At 57.4% G+C, this 17618-nt stretch carries 7 protein-coding genes; 1 reads left to right on the forward strand and 6 read right to left on the reverse strand.

Going from position 1 to position 17618, the window contains the following annotated elements; all coding sequences use genetic code 11:
* The first annotated feature begins 158 nt into the window (after window positions 1-158).
* Window positions 159-323 (forward strand): hypothetical protein, encoded by a 165-nt coding sequence (locus tag JFT44_RS20400; protein ID WP_198831067.1) that lies wholly within the window; start codon window positions 159-161, stop codon window positions 321-323.
* 3 nt (window positions 324-326) lie between these two features.
* Here JFT44_RS20400 and JFT44_RS20405 read toward each other — a convergent pair whose 3' ends face one another.
* The 6 genes from JFT44_RS20405 to JFT44_RS20430 all read right to left on the reverse strand — a co-directional run bounded on the left by JFT44_RS20405 (window position 327) and on the right by JFT44_RS20430 (window position 17609).
* A complete protein-coding gene (locus JFT44_RS20405; RefSeq protein ID WP_198831068.1) occupies window positions 327-1760 on the reverse strand; it encodes a PLP-dependent aminotransferase family protein in 1434 nt (477 codons plus the stop codon).
* Window positions 1761-2174: 414 nt separating this feature from the next.
* Window positions 2175-4763 (reverse strand): autotransporter outer membrane beta-barrel domain-containing protein, encoded by a 2589-nt coding sequence (locus tag JFT44_RS20410; protein ID WP_198831069.1) that lies wholly within the window; start codon window positions 4761-4763, stop codon window positions 2175-2177.
* Window positions 4764-5170: 407 nt separating this feature from the next.
* A complete protein-coding gene (locus tag JFT44_RS20415) occupies window positions 5171-5863 on the reverse strand; it encodes a hypothetical protein (RefSeq protein WP_198831070.1) in 693 nt (230 codons plus the stop codon).
* A 94-nt stretch (window positions 5864-5957) separates the two neighbouring features.
* Complete coding sequence (locus tag JFT44_RS20420; protein ID WP_233098396.1) at window positions 5958-6245, reverse strand: hypothetical protein; 288 nt, start codon at window positions 6243-6245, stop codon at window positions 5958-5960.
* A gap of 361 nt (window positions 6246-6606) precedes the next feature.
* Window positions 6607-7134 (reverse strand): hypothetical protein, encoded by a 528-nt coding sequence (locus JFT44_RS20425; RefSeq protein WP_233098397.1) that lies wholly within the window; start codon window positions 7132-7134, stop codon window positions 6607-6609.
* Window positions 7131-17609: a filamentous hemagglutinin N-terminal domain-containing protein gene (locus JFT44_RS20430; protein WP_198831071.1), complete on the reverse strand. Its 10479-nt coding sequence runs from the start codon at window positions 17607-17609 to the stop codon at window positions 7131-7133. The genes JFT44_RS20425 and JFT44_RS20430 overlap by 4 nt, the downstream gene beginning before the upstream one ends.
* Window positions 17610-17618 lie beyond the last annotated feature (9 nt).

Raw genomic sequence — 17618 nt, forward strand, 5'->3', positions numbered from 1 at the left:
TTAACGCTATGCCCATGAAAACCAACGGATTGGCCCTTAAGTCGTTTTACGCAGACGCTCAGGTCTGGTCCGGCCAGGACGGAAAACCGTTGTACTGGATCGATAACATCAGCTTGGCCGTCAATGGATTGGAAATCGCTGAGGATTCATCCATCCAAATGCTCCACGACGATGATGACGTGCAGATCCTTACCGGCAACATCTACTCTTATGAAGACCTGGGAGAGGTAGCAACCCTGGCGGAGTACTTCAAACGCTGGCAACGAAACCTCGACCCGGCGCAACACTCACCGCACGATGCCGGGTCACGCATCAAGCCTTGAGGGTCAGGCGTCTTGTTCAGTCTTGCCTGTGAGCTCAGTTTCACAGTCCAGTTGGGCATCGATGAAGTGCTTGAACCGGATATCGTTGCAATGACTGACGTTCAAGCGAATGTACTGATCATAATCGTGCGTGTTACTGAACAGTGATCCAGGCGCCAGGAAAATGCGGGCATCGTGTGCCCGCTCAATCAGGCGGCGCAGATCCACGTACTGAGGAAACCGCGCCCACAAAAACACCCCCTGCGCACTGGCATCGTCAAACACCACCCCCTTGTTCCCCAACCACTCCCGCGCCCGGACACGCTCCTGCGTCACCCGCTGGCGCAAACCATCCAAATGGTGTCGATAGCGGCCGGACTCCAGGGTGTAGGTCACGATCGTCTCGTCCAGTGATGAACCGCACAACAAGTTGTACATTTTCTGTTCGATCAGCCCCTCGACAAACTTCGCCGGCGCCACCACATACCCAAGGCGCAATGCCGGGCTAAGTACCTTGCTGAATCCGCTGATATAGAAGGTGCGGTTCCATTCATCCAGGCTGCTCAAGCGCAGGGTTTGCCGGGCACATAACGAACCGAAGATATCGTCCTCGACAATATGAAAGTCATACTTCTGCGCCAACGAAAGAATCTTGAAGCCCTTGGCCGGCGAGGTATTGCCCCCGGTAGGGTTGTGGATCAGGGTCTGGGTAAGAAACAGTTTTGGTCGATACTGGATCAACATGGCTTCCATGGCCTCCAAGTCCGGGCCATCTGCCATGCGGGGGACGGTGATGATGTTGAAATCCCGGTCTTTGATCAGCCGCAACTGCAGCAGCAGGTAACTTGGATCCTCGACCAACAGGTAATCACCAGGCTCAAGCATGACACTGCGAATCAGCGAGAACGCATGGGTAGCCCCCACAGTCACCACAATCTGGCTGCTGGAGGCATTGATCTGTATTTCCCGCAGCTGTCGCGCAATCACCGAACGCAACTCCTGCTTGCCCGCAGCAGGCGCCGGGGCACTACAAGACAGCGTGCTGCGAATCAGCCGGCCGGTCACTGATGCCGGAACGGCGTCCGCCAACCAGGCAGGTGGAAAATACCCTGAACTGACAGGAATATCGTATTGGGAAGGATCCAGCGCCCGGTAAAGAAACCCCGCGTGCAAACTGGATGGCGCAATGATCTTGTCCAGATCCTTGGAAACGTCCGGAGCAGTGGGCGCAAGAATGTAGTAACCCGCACCAGGCCGGGACTCGATGACCTGTTGGGCAACGAGATCCTCGTAGGCGCTGCTCACCGTAAAAATACTCACGCCCAATTGTTTGGAAAGCGCCCTGACTGACGGTAAACGGCTGCCTTGCACCCATTGAAAAGATTCGATGCGGCGGATGATTTCGCTGCGAATCTGGTCCACCAACAGTACTTTGCTGCCGCGATCTATCTCGAACATCTCAATCCTTTATAGAAATAATCGCCATTGGTGGTAACTGGCCATCGTAAAGACTGTGATCAACAGCCTCCCTGACAGCACATGCCTGCCCAGCAAATTCTTGGGGCCTTTTAAAGTGGAGTTTTCACCAAATGCACAGAGCTGGCAAATTGTCACGACGTGCCCTCATCGTGTCAGGTAACGCACCCGCCTTTTTTGATGAAAGAAGAAGCAAATAGGGGGCCAGACAATCAGTAGCGGTTGAATCGTGGTTTAAGCCTGTTTTCCCCCAGCGGTTGGAAAACCTAGCCATTGCGCAATGGCTACGATTTGATTGGGCGACGGTTGAGTCTGCAAAGCACATAAAACGAGCAATAAAAAAGGGCCAGACCCCGATTAAAAATTCAATCGTGGTCTGGCCCCCGGTTTTTCTACTTAAAACGCGTACCGCGCCTTAACCATCACCCCATCGGCATCAAACCCGCTGCGAGCCTGGCGGGTGTAGCTAGCGCCGACGCTGAACGCCGAGACCTGGTAGTTCACGCCCACGCTGGCCTCATAGCTGTCACGCGCTACCGATGCGCCGGTCACGCTGAACGTCGAACCACCGTTCACAAAACTGGAAGTCTGCGCCACGCGATCCCCCATCAGGTCGTGATAGGCCATCACGGTCGCTTCCGGTTGCAGGGTGCCGGCGCCCAGCGCCAGGTTGCCCGCCACGCGCAGGCCGGCGCCCAGTTCACCGACTTCGTAACGTTGGGAACCAGTGTTCAGCGCCGCCGAAGAGCCCTTCTCATGCAGGCTGTCCATGTGCACGCTGGAGTAACGCGCGGCGACACGCGGTTCGATCAGCACGCTGTCCGACGCCTTGAAGCTGTAACCGCCCACCACACTGGCCGACAGTGCCTGGCTGTCGTAGCTGCCCTTCGCTGTAGTGCCGGTGATATGACGCTTGCTGTCGTTGTCGTTGACGCCGTAGCTCAGGCTGCCATCGACAAACCAGTTCTGCAGCGACCAGTTGCCATACAGCGACAGCGCGTTGCCCTGCACTTCGGTCTTGTTGCCCAGGTCAGAGTGGATGTTGGAGTTGAGGTAGCTGTACGCCACGCCCACGCGGGTGATGTCGTTCAAACGCCCGTCCACGCCGACTGCCACGCCGCTGCTGTTGGCCGAGTAACCGTTATCGCCACCGCGACCGTCCTGGTCCATGTTGCTGCTCAAGCCTTGCACCCACACACCGCCGCGTTCGCTGCCATCGCGCTGGCCGGCCAGGCGGTTGAGGATCGCGTCATTGATCACGGTCTGCCCGGACAAGGCCACGTCCAGCGCACCACGGTTTACGTCAGGTTTGAGCTGTTCGCCAATCTGCGCCAGTTGCTGGGCGCTGCCGGCGTTGGCCACGGCCTGGAACACCGGATCACTCTCATCCAGTTGCCCAAGCACGTCATTTTTCACTTCGTTAACGGCGGTGATAACCGGCTCAGTGGCGCCGACATTGGTCAGCTCCTCTTGCACCTGTTGATTACTCTTCAAGCCCACCACAGCCTTGACCGTTTGCGCATCAGCCGAGTAACTGAACACGTCCAGCAGCGACGACGTACTGCCGACCGTCAGACCGTTGTTCTGCACGCTGCTGGCTTGCAGCAAGGTGTATTCGGTGCCGCTGGGCGCTGCGGTGAAATCACCGGGCTTGGCGCTCAAGGTCACCTTCGAAGCCTGGGCAAAATTCGCGGCGCCGCTGACCGTCAGGTAAGGCGTGGTCGGCACCACGCTGTTGGACAGGCGCATATCAACCCCGGCGCCGCTGGCTACATTCAGGTCGCTAGTGATGGTGGTGCCGGCGTCCGACAGGTTTAACGAGCCCGAGCTGATCGATACCGGGCTCTTGATGCGCTTACCGGTGAAATCAGCCTGGCCTGCGATGTTCACGCCAGTGACGTTGAGTACATCACCGACGATTTTGCCGCCAGTCCAGTTCAGGCTTGCCAGGTTGGCCGCGTCGATGGCGGTGCCGGAGTTGCTGCGGATTTCGCCGGCTTGCTGGTTGATTTCGAAGGGGGAGGTTTGCTTGCCAGCATCGACCTTGATCGCAATGCCATCGGCGCTGACAGTGCCACGGTTGACGATGCCGCGAGAGCCGATGGGGCTGTTTTGCGCAAAGTTTGCACCACGGAAGTCGAAAGCGTTGGCGTTGGCGCCTTTGGCTTCTAGGACACCTGTATTGAGGATGTAGTCGACGGTACCGTCATAAAACATCACGCCGGACGCATCAGCGCCATTTGCCGAAAGCAGGCCGCTGTTTTCGATGCGTAACGGACTGGTGCTGGTTTCCACCTCGAAGGCCCAGACGCGCTCACCTGTTGCAGTAATAGTCCCGGAGTTGAGAATTTTCCCGCCGATGGTGATTGGAGAACTAGGCGGACCGTCGATTGCCAGCCCCACTACGCTTTTACCCTCCACCGCGACCACACCCGTATTGGAGACATCGCCTGCCACTTGGGTGTTGTGCAGGAATATACCGTCACCGCTTTCGGCATCACCATCGGCAGGTCCCGGTGTTGATTTAATAGTGCCTGAGTTGATGACACTTCCACCAATCGTGGCGTCACCGATATCAAAGGCCTCATAACCATAAATATTGCTCGTGGTGATATGACCGGCCTGAATCACATCGCCAGTAATCGTACTGGCAGCCCAGTGGCCCATCATCGTCCCAAATGGATCCACAGCAAATCCGCGAATAGACCGGTCTTCATTGTTCACCGTAATATCGGCGCGATTGATCAGAGAGCCCTGAATCCTGGTACCGGAAACATTCACTTTCTGCAAGTTGGCCGCGACCGGGCCTGTATTTTGATTGGCCGTTGGAATCAGCTTCCCGGTAAAGATCAATGACTCATTAAGCGTTTCGCCGATCCATATATTTTTGCCTTGAGCGATATCCACTTCAAGGGCCAGCACTTGGGTACTGATTGCCCCAACGATCAAAGCCAGCAGGCTTTTTTTAAACGGCGTTGGCTTCATGTAAAACTCCATGTATGACTGGGACTCCGCTCACTATCTCGGCGGCAGCAGTTATAAAACCGAAACAGCCTGTTTGAGCCCTTGCACTGACCGACGACCTGCATCATTTGATGCTGATCAATGGCCTGCTAAATTTCCCGCAGATTGAGCAAGGCACTCACCTGACTCACAGCTAAGCAATTGATTTATAACGGGTAGACGCTCATAAAACGTTTAAAGGCAGCTTTAAAGCGTACTCCTCCGCGATTGTCATTGGATCGACAATCGAGCTAAATAGGAAAACTCCTAAAACTTAGGAAATTTCCCACAATAAAAATAATTTTTTCCGCGCCCTTCTAACTGTCCCGCCTAACCAAGAATTTCTGGCGAAGTAGAAGGGTGGTCCAATACCGCCACAGTTGCCTGAGTTACTTAAGTTCTTTGACCAAGTATTGCCCGGCGATCTGGGTGATCCCCGTCAAGGCCTGGCGCAAGGCGGCGGGGTCTGTGCGATAAGTCAGCGGCGTGTAGCCGTATACGTTGTTACCGTTGAAAGGCGTGATCGACTCGCTAGTGCGCCAGATCATCTCATCACCACGATTCATTGCCGCAACCACCGTGATAGTCGGGTAAACCACGCTGCTAAAGCCTTGGGTCAGGCGAAAGCCCCACTGTGCGACGGTCAACTGGATCTGCGCGTCCGCCACCTCATCATCCCCAACCACCGTGAGCGACGAGGTTTTCTTTAGCTCGTCGATAAATCCCTGTTTGAGTAACACACCCAGGTCGATGTTTTCAGCGTCCATAACGGTGAGAATTGCCACAGGCGTCGACATCTCAGCCAACTCGCCGACCTTCGCACCACCCGCGAACCCCGCGCCAGACAACGCCGCCGTACCCACCGTTGAAGTACCGGTTGCCATGCCGGCGCCTGCACCCAGGCCCGCCCCCAAGGCCGCTCCCCACGCCTGCCCTTGGCCCATGTAATCCATGCTTCTTTCCCATTTGACGGGCAGCACTTTGACGGTCTTGATCTGAGCGCGATGCTCAGGAGTTAGGGGGTGGCTGATGCAGCCAGCTAATACGAGGGTGCTGAAGAGTATCAATAGGAGATTTTTCACGGCGTTCCTTACTATTGTCAGTGATGAGTTATTACTGCGTTTCCTGATGATTGTTCCCCGGAGTTAGGTAAAGGTGAAAAGAGAACAGATTTATTTAACCGAGGAAAAACACCTCTAAGCAAAAAAATAAATCTGTCCCCTTTTGCTTATTTATTTTGATTGTCGATGTTGGAGCGCCTGAGACGTTTGTTCCAATCACCTTACCTGCGTGGTACTCAATAACGTGCCCACCTGGGCCATTAGGAGTTACCTTCCCATATCTCAGTGCGTTATCAACATAGCTAGAGACATCTTTAACAGATGTTCCTTGCGAGAACTTACTAACATTCGCAAATCCTGAGTCAGGTCCATGGCGATAGAATACATGCTCAATACCTGTCATCAAACCGCCTTTGTTATAAGTGCTCGCGCTCCACGATGCATCTATTTGTCTTGGGGCTGGTAATGCCTTGATTGTGTCATCTACAACAGCCCCAGTTCCTTTTGCACCCAGAAACCTGATCAGTCGTGAGTTTATTACCAGATTGTAGATACCTAAGAGACTCGGCAACAATAGACACTTCTACTGGGCAGGCCTGTAAAGCAAGTTCGCAAGCCACTTTTACAGCACGTCTTCGTTGTTCCTCACTGACTACCTTAAGTTTTTCTACAAGGCTTTCCTCAACCATTTCTAAACGCACAATTATTATTTAGCCTCTGGCAGTGGTTTTAATGGCGCGGACACATCCTGTGCGCTCTTTAAACTACGACTGCCAGAATGTCAGACAGACACCATATTCATCGAGAAGATCGTCAGCAATTTCAAACTGAAATACCTTCTCTGGAAAGGTATCAGATAATGCGCGCTTCCAATATCTAGTGATCTGTTCAGCAAATAAATGACAAAGACGATAATCTTCTTCCGAAAGGCCCACTTTAAATACGGGTCGACCCGGTGCATCCTCCCACTTTGAAAAGAACTGATTTATTGAAAAAATATTTCTGTATCGTTCAACGTCTCTACGCGATGTACTTTGTTCCAACACACTAGATTCGGTCTCAACCAGCCCGTTCAAATGAAATTTTTGCGGATCGTATTGCTGAGCGTTAGGCAGCCAGAAAATGTGACCATTGACCTCAATAAAATCAGGAGAGAGCAAACCCAGAACAGAAATTGCCTGTTCTAATGAAACCAAGTGCCCTACATATGAAAAAAACTCCCCGGAGCCAATATCTGAAACAAACAGACTCAACGACTCTTTAGAAATATTACCCTGATAAACTTTCATCATTTCAACCCCAAGCTATCAAGAACCGACTGAGGAACATTCCCCTCAAAAACTTTTGTATCACTTCCCTTCTTGGGGAAATATGTTCCATTCGGAGCTTGGTTCCATTCGACCACCTTAATCCGAGAGCTAGACACATCATATAGTGCACGCCCCTCAGGACCGTAGACAACAACATGCCCATTTCCAAGATTTGCATAAGAATCGGGAGTTTGCCCTTGCAACGGATACTGAACACCACCACGCGTTCCCGTGACCGTCACATTCGTTTCCCTGAGTCCCTTGGTATAATCTAAATCAATAGTATTACCGGCAGAGTCCGTAATGAACCTGGGTGTATTTGGAGCGTTAGTAGTTGCTTTTGAACCGCCAGCTTCTTTCGTAGCTCCCGCCACCGCCCGCTTATACGCCAACACCCCTGCTGCGGTCCCCAGTCCCGCAGCCACAGCAACCTTTAGACCGCTGCTGATGTCCTGCGCTTGAGCATCACTCAAACCCCATTTAGCCTGGAGTGTCTCGACCATTGCCTCCATCGAATGCCCAGCAGTCGATGTCGCGAGCATCTCCTGGAACTCATAATTTGAATTTATAAGGTTTTGAACCGCATCCCGCGCTTCAAGCGAGCCGTAACCGACCAAATCTTTGACCGCGTTAAGATTCGCCATAGTGCTGGCGACTTCTCTCGACACAGTAGCACAAGACGAAAGGTTAGCGTTGCAGGAGGCAATCGCTTCAATGTCTTGTTGGAGGCTTAACTCTTTGTAGGCGCGTGTTGTCTCGTAAATACAGGCCGAATCAGCACAGGCCGCTATTTTCTTGGCAGCCCTTTTTAGCTGGTTATGTGACAGGTAGTTGTACTGCGTAGCATTCTTCGCAACCCAAGCCCCCTTCTCAATCTTGGCCGCATCCGCATCCTTCTGCCCGGCCGCCGCCAGCACGCCAACGATCTGCGAACTCATCGTCAGCAGCTCATCGTTACCCTTGACCAGCGTATCCAGATGAGTAACCAGCGCTTCGTTCGCCCCCGCAGCTAACGCACCGGTTCTGAAATCGCCACCCGTGGCCTCAGCCAGCAAGCCACCGACCATCGCGTGAATCGCAATCTTCGGTGCCGAACCATCCTTGATCACACCCTTCGTGAAATCCCCTACCAAGTTGAAACTGGCTGCCGCCAACGTATTAAACAGTGCATTTTTCAACGCATCACTGGCACTGCCTCCCTGTCCAAGGGCCTTACTCAGCAACATCGTGGTGCCGTTCTGTAACGTCTGGTTGGCCGCAAACTGACCAACACCACTCCAGGTACTCAGCGATCCCGGGACAGTAACTTTGCCGATCGACGTGGTGGTTTCGGTCCCGGTCCACTTATCGAAATAGCCCACAGTCAAGCCCGCAGCGATGCCGGAAATCGCATAGCCTTTCATCGCGTCAGAAGATGTTACGTCTTTGAACACGGCACCGAGATTGCCCCGGTTGTTGATGGTGCTGACCGTGGCATTAGTCGACGCATTCGCGGCTACAGCGCCCACCATGGCGCTACCGACACCACCCACACCAGCACCTGCCGCCGCCGCCGCCGCCATCGGCCCAACCACCGCAGCCATCACAATCGCAATGATGAGCTGCGACGCCGGCCCCAACCCGGAGTTGTTGTACTTGAAGCTGTCGTGAATCTCCTTGACCTGCCTCCAATCAACATCCCCGCGTGCCTGCGCATCCTTGATCCACGCCAACTGCGGATCAGCCTTGACCATCGCATCGATGGACTGGCTGACGGTCTGTTGATTGACCTGCGTGACGTCGATCTTCAGGCCTTCCACCGCCTTGATCGCGATATTGCCTCCGGCGACCATCTGGGTCTGGCGCAGCGTTTCGTCGGTGGTGCCTTTGCCTTTGGAGGACATCCAGAAGGCATTGTTATTGCTCTTCTCATGACTCTCCTGCCGCAAATCCTTAACCGCCTCAAACGTCACCGCCCCCCCGCTGACAATCGCAATATCCCCGCCACTGTCGAGCTTCGCCGCTTGATACAACTGATCCCCACCGCTCTCCAGCGTCAGGTCACCCCCGGTCTTGATCTCACTGCCGATGTTCTTCACATCGGTCACTTCATCGCGCTGGGTCTTTTTACTGCCCCAGTTACCCTTCTTGTTCATGTCGTACAGCGAGTAGTTGCTGTCCTGCGCCGCCAGCATGTTCAGCTCGTTATCGGCATGTACATAGGCGTCGTTGCCCGCGCTGATTTTGCTGGCGACCAGGGTCAGGTCGGTGCCGGCGATGGCGATCAAGTCGCCGCCCGCCTTTAGTTCAGCGCTTTGCTGGGTGACGGTATCCAGTTGCTTGGTGGTTTTGGTCCCGCCTTTTTTGCCTTTGGAATAGTCGTGTTCCTCGTTCGCCGCCGCTGCCAGGGTCATGCTTTCGCCAGCCTTGGCGCTGAGGTTTTTCGCGGCGCTGACGCTGCTGCCAATGACGGCCATGTTGCGACGGGCATCGAGGGTCAGGTCGCCGCCGACTTCGACGGCGGAGGCATGTTGCAGGATGGTTTGCTCGGTGCTGCTGACGCGTCGGCGCTGGAACGCAGCGTCATCTTGTTCGGTCTGGCTGGCGATGATGACGTCGCGCCCGGCCGCAAGATTCGCGTCGCCACCGGCCTTGATGGTGCTACCGCCGCTGTATAGGTCGCGCCCGGCGCTGATTTTTACGGTGTCGGTGGCTTCGAAGCGTGAACCCGAGCTGACCACGTCGTTACGCAGTTGGTAGCCCTGGCCTTCATTACGGAAGGTGGTCACCGTGCGCTCGTTGATAACGTCGCCAGTGACGGCGCTGGCGCTGATATCGCGCCCGTTGATCACCCCGCCCCGGGTGTTGCGGATCGAGTCGGTGGCGAGCATCTCCAGGCGGTTGCCGGCTTGCATCAGGCCGCTGTTGTCGATGTTGCCGGCGACCATGTTCAGGTTGTTGGTGGCGCGTAAGGTCCCACTGTTACGCAGGTCGCCGCCGGTGATCAGGCTCACGTCCTGGCCCTGGATCAATGCGCCGTTGGGTGCCAGGCGGTTGTTGGCCTGGGCCAGGTAGAGCACTGGGGTCAGGACTTTCTGGCCGTTGACCTGGGCTTCCTCCATCCACACGATATCGTGGGTCAGCGCCGCTACTTGCTCAGCGGTGAGAGCCACGCCCAGTTGCAGGTTGAGCGAGTCACGGTAACCAATGGCGTTGTCCATCAGGTAGCGGAACAACGCGTCGTCGCTGGCAATACCGTCGATGTAGCGTTGGCCGGTGCGGGCCACCACGGCTTCGCGGATCAGGCGTTGCTCGTACAGGCCATCGCCCAGGCGTTTCCAGCTGTCATCAGGGTTGTAGCCGAGTTTCGCCAGCAGGTAGTCGGAGCTCATGAACTGCTTGAGGTCGGTAAGGGCCGGATTGGTTTCGATCAGGTATTTATGGCTGTTGTCTACCGGAGTGACAGGCGGCAGCCCTTGCACGCGGTTGATCGACTGTGCGCCGGTATCCAGTGCCAGTGGGCCCTGGCCGTTGACTGCAGCGCTGAGTGGCTGGCCGTCGAGGTTGAAACCGCGCTCTTGCACGGCGGTGTAGTCGAGGGTTTGCTCCCGATCCTTGGCGGTAATCTGGCGGCCGCCGACGCTGAAGTCCGCAACGCTCGTCGAAGCGCTGGAAGCACCGTCAGCCGTGGCTTGCTGACCACTGAGGCGGAACAAACCGTTCTGCCCGGTGGGCAGGCTGAAGCCCGGCAAGGTCACGGGGTTGACCTGGCGCTGGGCCAGGTCCGGCGGCAATTGCGCGGTGACCGCCGGTTTTACGGTCGAGGCGAATACATCCGAGTTGGTATTGCGATTGGCCGCCGGGGTGTCAATGTTCGTGGCGTTCGGGCGGATGACGCTGTTGTTGATTTCCTGGGTGGCGTTGACTGTGACCGCGCCGGCCGCCTGGATCACGGCCTGGGCGATCACGCTGCCAGAAGTGGGCACTGTATAGCTGGAGAAGTGGAAAAAGGTACCAATCCCCTCCTTCAGCTTGTCCATGGTCATTTCGCCAGGACGGTAGTCTGTGGAGTTGGGATCGTTGTAAAGGTTGAACAGGTTCCTGCGGCTGATAAACGTGTTGTATTGACCGCGATCCCGGGTATAGAACTCTGAGCTGTAGTGGATCTCTTCTCCACCCGCCGCGCCTGTATTGTTCAACACATCGGTATTGATCAGGATGCTTTTGGCGGCCGAGACGGAGCTATAGAGGTTGTCGAAGGTCTGGCTACCCACGGTCAGGTCGCCACCGGCGTTGATAAACGCCGAGGCCGAACTGCCGGTGGCTACGTCGTCATGACGCTCGACGGCGCTGAAGTGAACTTCACAGCCCTTGCCAGAACAGAAGTCATCGAAGTAAGCATTAAGGTTGCCCGACACCAGCTTCTTTTCAGTACTGAACTGGTCGCGACGGTTGCTCAAAGTATCCGCCAGCAAACGCATGCTCCCGTCGCTTTCCAGCGTGCCGGAGATGTTTTCGATCAGCGCGCTGCGCCCGTTGGCGTCATCGCGGGCGATGTCCAGGCCGCCGAGGCTGTAGACGTCGCCAAAGCGGTTGCTGAAGTCATTGACCCGTAGGGTCATGTCGTTACCGCTGAACAGCAGGCCCTTATCGTTGAGCAGGTGAGCAGCGTTCAAGCGGACCTTTTCAGAGCCACCCAAGGTGCCGTAGTTGTTCAAGGTGGTGGCGTTGACCGTCAGGTCGCCAATAGAGGTCAAGCGCCCTTGATTGTTCAGCACGGTGCTGTTGATTTGGGTGAGCGCACCGCCGGCAATCCGGCCATTTTCACCGAGGTCCATACGGGCGCTGGTGAGGGTCATGTCACCCAGGCTGCTGACCCGGCCATTGCCGCTGTAGCCGCCGCTGAGCGTCAGGTTAAGGCTGCCGTCACTGGCCAGCAGTCCTTCGTTGGTCCACGTGTCGCCAATGCCGGTCAGGCTTTGCGAGCCCAGCAACTGGCCGCTGGCGGTCTGGGTGAACTGGCCGATATCGAGGTTCAGACGCCCGGCCTGGATCACGCTGCTGTTGGTCCAGCTTGCGGCCTTGATGTCCAACTGACCGTTGGTGACAAAGCTGCCGCCAGCGCGGGTGACTTGGTCGGAGCTCAGGTCGAATGTTCCGCTGCCGCTATGGACAATGCGCCCGCCGTTGTTGTCCAGATCGCCGGCCTGCAGCGTGAGTTGTTGATTGGCACTTTCCAGCGCACCGAAGCGGTTGTCGAACAGACCCGAGGTGCGGATATCGGTGGTGCCGACGCGGCCCATGGCCCGCAGGTTACCGCCGACGTTATTGATGGCTTGCGCAGTGAGGCGCAGGGTGTCGTCGCTTTCGATCAGGCCAAAACCGTTGCTCAGGGTACCCGTGAGCCCGAAGTCGATGCTCCGCGCACCGACTTTACCGCCGTTGCCAACAGCTGTGCCCTGGTTGTCAAAGTCCTTGGCCGTAACCTTGAGCAGGGTATCGGCATACACACCGCCGCCCTGGTTGTTCAAGGTCGTGGTGACAATCTGGCTCTCACCGGCAAGGGCCGAAAGGTGCCCCAGTTGGTTGAGCAGCCCGCCTTTGGCTTCGATTTCCAGGGATTGCGCCTGGGTGATACCGCCGCCGTTGTCGAACAGGCCCGTCACCAGCTTGATCCAGCCCTGGCTGCTATTGAGGACGCCCCCCGTGGTATTGGCCACGCTGGCCGACTTCAGGTCCAGGTTGCCGCTAAGGCTATCGACGCGTCCGCCCTGGTTGTTCAAGCCGGCTGTCAGTCGCAGCAGGTTGTCGGCCTTGCTTTGTAGCGTGCCTTGCTGGTTGTTGAGGGTACGGGCGGCAAGATCGAGCCGGCCCTTCTGGCTGAAGATCAGGCCGTCTTGCTGGTTGTTCACGTCACCGGATAACAGCTTGATCACCAGGTCTTTCTGACTGGCCAGGGTGCCTTTGTCGCGGTTATCCAGGTCGCCACCGGCGAGGGTCAGGTTCAGCCGGTCCTGGCTGATCAGTTGGCCGCCACGGTTATCCAGGCTCGCAGCATTTAGCAGCAGCGCTGCGCCGCTGGCCAGGCGGGCCTTGTTGGCGTTGATCAACGCACCGCTAAGGGTGCCATCGAGTGTGCCCTGGCTGATCAGTTGGCCGGCGCTATTGTCCAGGTGCTGGCCAATCAGGTTGATGGTGCTGGCGTTGATCTGGCCGCCGCGGTTGAGTATTTCAGTGTTGGCATTGTTGAAATCCAGGGCTTTGCCCGCCGAAATCAACCCTGTGTTGCTGTTGTCGAGGCGCCCCGCGACGTTGAGCGTGACATCACCCTGGCCCGAGATAACGCCTTGGTCGTTGTTGAGGCTGGCAGCATTGAGCGTTTGTTTGCCCTGGCTGACCAACGCACCCGAACCGTGGTTATCCAGCGCACCGGTAAGCCGAGTTTGCAGCGTCCCACTCTTGCTCGACAACGTGCCTTCGGCGCTGTTGTCCAGGCTACCGCCAACGACCGCCAGGCCATTCCAACCCGAGATCAGGCCTTTACTGGCGTTGACCACTTCTTCAGCTTCAAGACGTAACTGATCAGCACTGAGGATGACCCCGCGATCGCCGTTATCGATGCGCTTGGCCTTTACCGTGAACGCCGTCTGGCTGGAGATTTCGCCCTGTTCACGGTTGCTCAGTTCACCCAGTCGAGCGAAGGTCAGCGGCCCCTTGGCGCTGATCAAACCAGCCCGGTTGTCCAGGTTGCCGCCTTGCAGGTCGAGGGTCACGGCGCGCTCGCCGATCAACCGGCCTTGGCGCTGGATCAACTGCTGCACGATGAGTTTCAAATCGCCCTTGGCCGAGATTTCGCCGCCCTGGCTTGAGTCGACCTTTTGGCCGATCAGGCTCAAGTCACCTTGGCTGTTGATCAGCCCGGCGCTGTTGTCGAGGTTGGCCGTGGTCAGGTTCAGCGCCTGCTGGCTGCCGATGACACCGTTACGGTTATCCACATCGGCGGCGGTGACCGTCAGGCTGGCGTCGCTGACAATTTGGCCGCCTTGATGATTGTCCAACGTGCCGGTGGTGAGCACCTGTTGGGCGCCGGCCGAGAAGCGACCTTTGTCGCTGTTATTAACCGCCCCTGAAGTGGTGGTCAGCGTGGAGGCCGCGGTGACCTGCCCCTTATTGCGGTTGTCCAGCAGGCCCGTGACCTTCAGGTCCAACGCACCACGGCTGGCCAGTGCGCCGGCACCTTGGTTATTCAGGCTATTGGCTGCAACCTGCAAGCTGTTTTGCGCCGATACAACGCCTTCGGCGCTGTTATCCAGAGCGCGGGCGATGCGCACCTGAAGGCTGTCGCGACTGATGATTTTGCCGCCACGGTTATCCAGCGAAGCCGCCGCCAACAGGAAGGACTGGGTACTGGAAATCTCGCCACCCTGGCGATTATCCACAGCTCCAAGATTGCGCAGCAGCAACTGTCCCGGCGTTGCAATCAGGCCGTGGTCACGGTTGTTCAACAACCCGTTCTTTACGTCCAGGTCGATAGCGGCCTGGCTGACCAGTTCGCCGCGACCTTGTTGGTCCAGCCCGGTGACAGTGGCTTTGATCGACGATTTGGCAAAGATCGAACCTTGCTGGCTGTTATCCAGTTGCCCGGCATCAAGGGTGATGCCCGCGTCGCTGCTGATGCTGCCGCGCTGGCTGTTGTTGAGGTCAGCGCTACGCAGGTCAACATGCTGCTTACCGCTGATCACACCGCCCTGGCTGTTATTTAAGTCAGTGCTGAGCAATGTGATGCTGCCATCGGCGAGCAACTTGCCCGCCTGGTTATTCAACACCCCCTGAGTTGTGACCGACAGCGCCTTGGCCGCAGAAAAAATACCGCCCTGGCTGTTATCCAGTGCACCGGCACTGACCGTCAACTCGCCCTCACTGAGCAGCGTGCCCTGGCCGTGATTGAGCAAATCGCCGGTCAACAGGATGTTGAGGTTTTTCTGGCTGGTGAGACGCCCACCCTGGCTGTTATCCAACTGGCCGCCGCTTACTACCAGGCCTTCGCGCCCGGCCAACAGGCCTTTGCTCTGATTGATCAGGCGCTGCACCGTGAGGTTCAGGCCGCTGTCGCCGATCACTTTGCCGGCGCTGTTGTTCAACTGATCGGCCACCACCAGCACCTTGGCCTGGCTGGAGATTTCGCCCTGCTGGTTGAGGATCTCCTGACTGCGTACTTCTACGCCGCCAGTGGCCGCGATAAGGCCGCCGTTGCGGTTGTCCAGTGTAGTGCCGCTGAGGCTCAAGGCGCCTTCGCTGACCAGCTCGCCCGCGTGTTGATTGAGCACACCGACTGTCGCCTGCAGGTCGCCCACAGCGCTAATGCGCCCGCCCGCGTTTTCGAGCTGAGCGGCGTTGAGCGTCAACTGGCCCGCACTGCTCAACTTGCCACCGTTGCTGTTGTTCAGGCTTGCCAGTTCAACGCGGGTATTAGCCTTGCCGCTGACGGTGCCCTTCTGGCTGTTGTCGAGGTTGCCGCCGGTCAGGGTCAATGCCCCGTCGGCGATCACCAGGCCACCCTGGTTGACCATGTTGTCGCCGCGCAACGCCAGGGTCGTTTTACTGGACACCCGCCCGCCCTGGCTGTTGTTCAGTTGCCCAGCGGCGATCTGTTGGGCGCCCTGGCTGACCAGGTTGCCTTCATTGCGGTTGTCCACTAGCCCGGCAATCGTTGCGTTCAAGCTGCCCTGGCTGACAACCGAGCCTTTGTCGCGGTTATCCAGGCTGGCCGCTTGCACCGTCAGCAATGTGACGGCGGAGAAGAGCCCCAAACGGTTATCGATGGCGCCGCTGGCCGTCACGTTCAGTTGGCTACCGAGCAATTTTCCGGAACGGTTATCCAGCGTCGCGGCGCTGAAGGTGGTTTGCGTCGCGGAGATCTCGCCTGACTGGTTGCTCACCTGTCCAGCCGTGACACTGGCCTGCCCCTGACTGGCCACCAGACCGCTGTCATTGGTCAGTTGGCCGGCATTGAGCGTCAACGTCTTGAGGCCAATAACTTGACCCTTCTGGTTATCCAACTTGGACGCCACCGTAATGTCGGTGCGGTTATCGCTGTGCAGCAAACCCTTGTCGCGGTTGTCCAGGGTCGTGGCAGTGATGTTCAGCGTATCCGTACCGAGCACGCGGCCGGCGCGGTTATCCAGTTGTCCGGCGCTAACCTGGGTTTTCGTGCCACTCAAGGTGCCGCTCTGGTTGTTCAGGGCTTGGGTTGCGGTTACGCCGAGGCTGCGACTGGCAACCACGCTGCCGGTATTTTTCAGGCTGGTTGCTGACAGGCTGATATCGCCGCTGGCGTTGCGGCTTTCATCAGGGTTAACCCCCGCTTCAATGATGCCATTGTTGAGTAATTGCCCGTTGCTGGCGAGGGTAATACTGTCGCGGGCGGCGAGGCTTTTCTGGTTGTTCAAGCCCGTGGTGGTTTGCACATCAATACGCGTGCCGGCATACACCGCGCCCGTGGCGTCCAGTTGGCCGGCCTTGATGACGACCGCTTCACTGGCCTTGGCATTGGCCATGGTCAACCGACCATTGGCATCGAGTTGGATATCGCCCGCGCTGGCCGCCAACGTGCCGTCCAGTTTCACCCCGACACCGGCCTCGGTGCCCACCAGCTTGATCGCGCCGGCATACATACCGCCCAGGGCCGAGGAGTCAATCGCCAGCTCCGGCTTGGCGCTGCCATCGTCGGCGCGCGCGGTGGCATTCAAGGTCTGCGCATTCACGTCGTTGCGCCCGGCAATCACCGTCAAATTGCGCGCATTGATCTGCGCATTGATCCTGGCCGAGCGGGTGATGATTTCGAAGCGGTCGACGTTGTCGGCATTCAAGCCCTGGCCGTCGATGCTCACTGCGCCCCCATCGACCTGGTAGCGGTCCAGGCGGCCGTTATCGAGGATGGGTTTGCCGGTGGTCAGGGTGACGTTCGGGGTGTTGATAAAGCCGCAACCGTTGCATGTGATGCCGTAGGGGTTGGCGACGATGACTTTGGCCGACTGGCCCGCCACTTCGGTGTAGCCGCGCAACTGGCTGGGGCTGCCGCCGTTGACTTCGTTGAGGATGATATTGGCGGCGCCGCCCTTGAGGTTGGGATTGCCGAGGATGATCCCGCCCAGTTGCGTTTCTTGCGTACGGCCGGTGGCGTTGTTGAGGATCAGGCCGTTGGCGCCGACGTTGTAGTCCTTGAACTGGTTGTGGGACAGGCCGCTGCCATTAGGGGTGGCGATGTTCACCACCGGTACGCCATTACCCGCCGCGCCCAGCGTAGTACCGGGGCCGCTGACCACGATGCCCTCGGCCTGGACCAGCAGCGGCTGCCAGAACAGCGCGTTGGCCAGGATCAGCGCCAGGCCGCTTTTGGGCACGCCACAGAAGGTGTCACGACGCTTCAAGGTCGAAGAAGGCTGGCGGGCGAGGAAGGCAAACTGGCGAACGTCCATTTCAAACTC

Origin of the sequence: Pseudomonas sp. MF5691, assembly GCF_016405645.1 — a bacterium.
Taxonomy (GTDB): domain Bacteria; phylum Pseudomonadota; class Gammaproteobacteria; order Pseudomonadales; family Pseudomonadaceae; genus Aquipseudomonas; species Aquipseudomonas shahriarae.

What these genes read in the sequence shown, in the direction of transcription:
- JFT44_RS20400 (WP_198831067.1), top strand. Translation starts at nt 159, where the DNA reads ATGCTCCACGACGATGATGACGTGCAGATCCTTACCGGCAACATCTAC.
- JFT44_RS20430 (WP_198831071.1), bottom strand. Translation starts at nt 17,609, where the DNA reads ATGGACGTTCGCCAGTTTGCCTTCCTCGCCCGCCAGCCTTCTTCGACC.
- JFT44_RS20425 (WP_233098397.1), bottom strand. Translation starts at nt 7,134, where the DNA reads ATGATGAAAGTTTATCAGGGTAATATTTCTAAAGAGTCGTTGAGTCTG.
- JFT44_RS20420 (WP_233098396.1), bottom strand. Translation starts at nt 6,245, where the DNA reads ATGACAGGTATTGAGCATGTATTCTATCGCCATGGACCTGACTCAGGA.
- JFT44_RS20405 (WP_198831068.1), bottom strand. Translation starts at nt 1,760, where the DNA reads ATGTTCGAGATAGATCGCGGCAGCAAAGTACTGTTGGTGGACCAGATT.
- JFT44_RS20410 (WP_198831069.1), bottom strand. Translation starts at nt 4,763, where the DNA reads ATGAAGCCAACGCCGTTTAAAAAAAGCCTGCTGGCTTTGATCGTTGGG.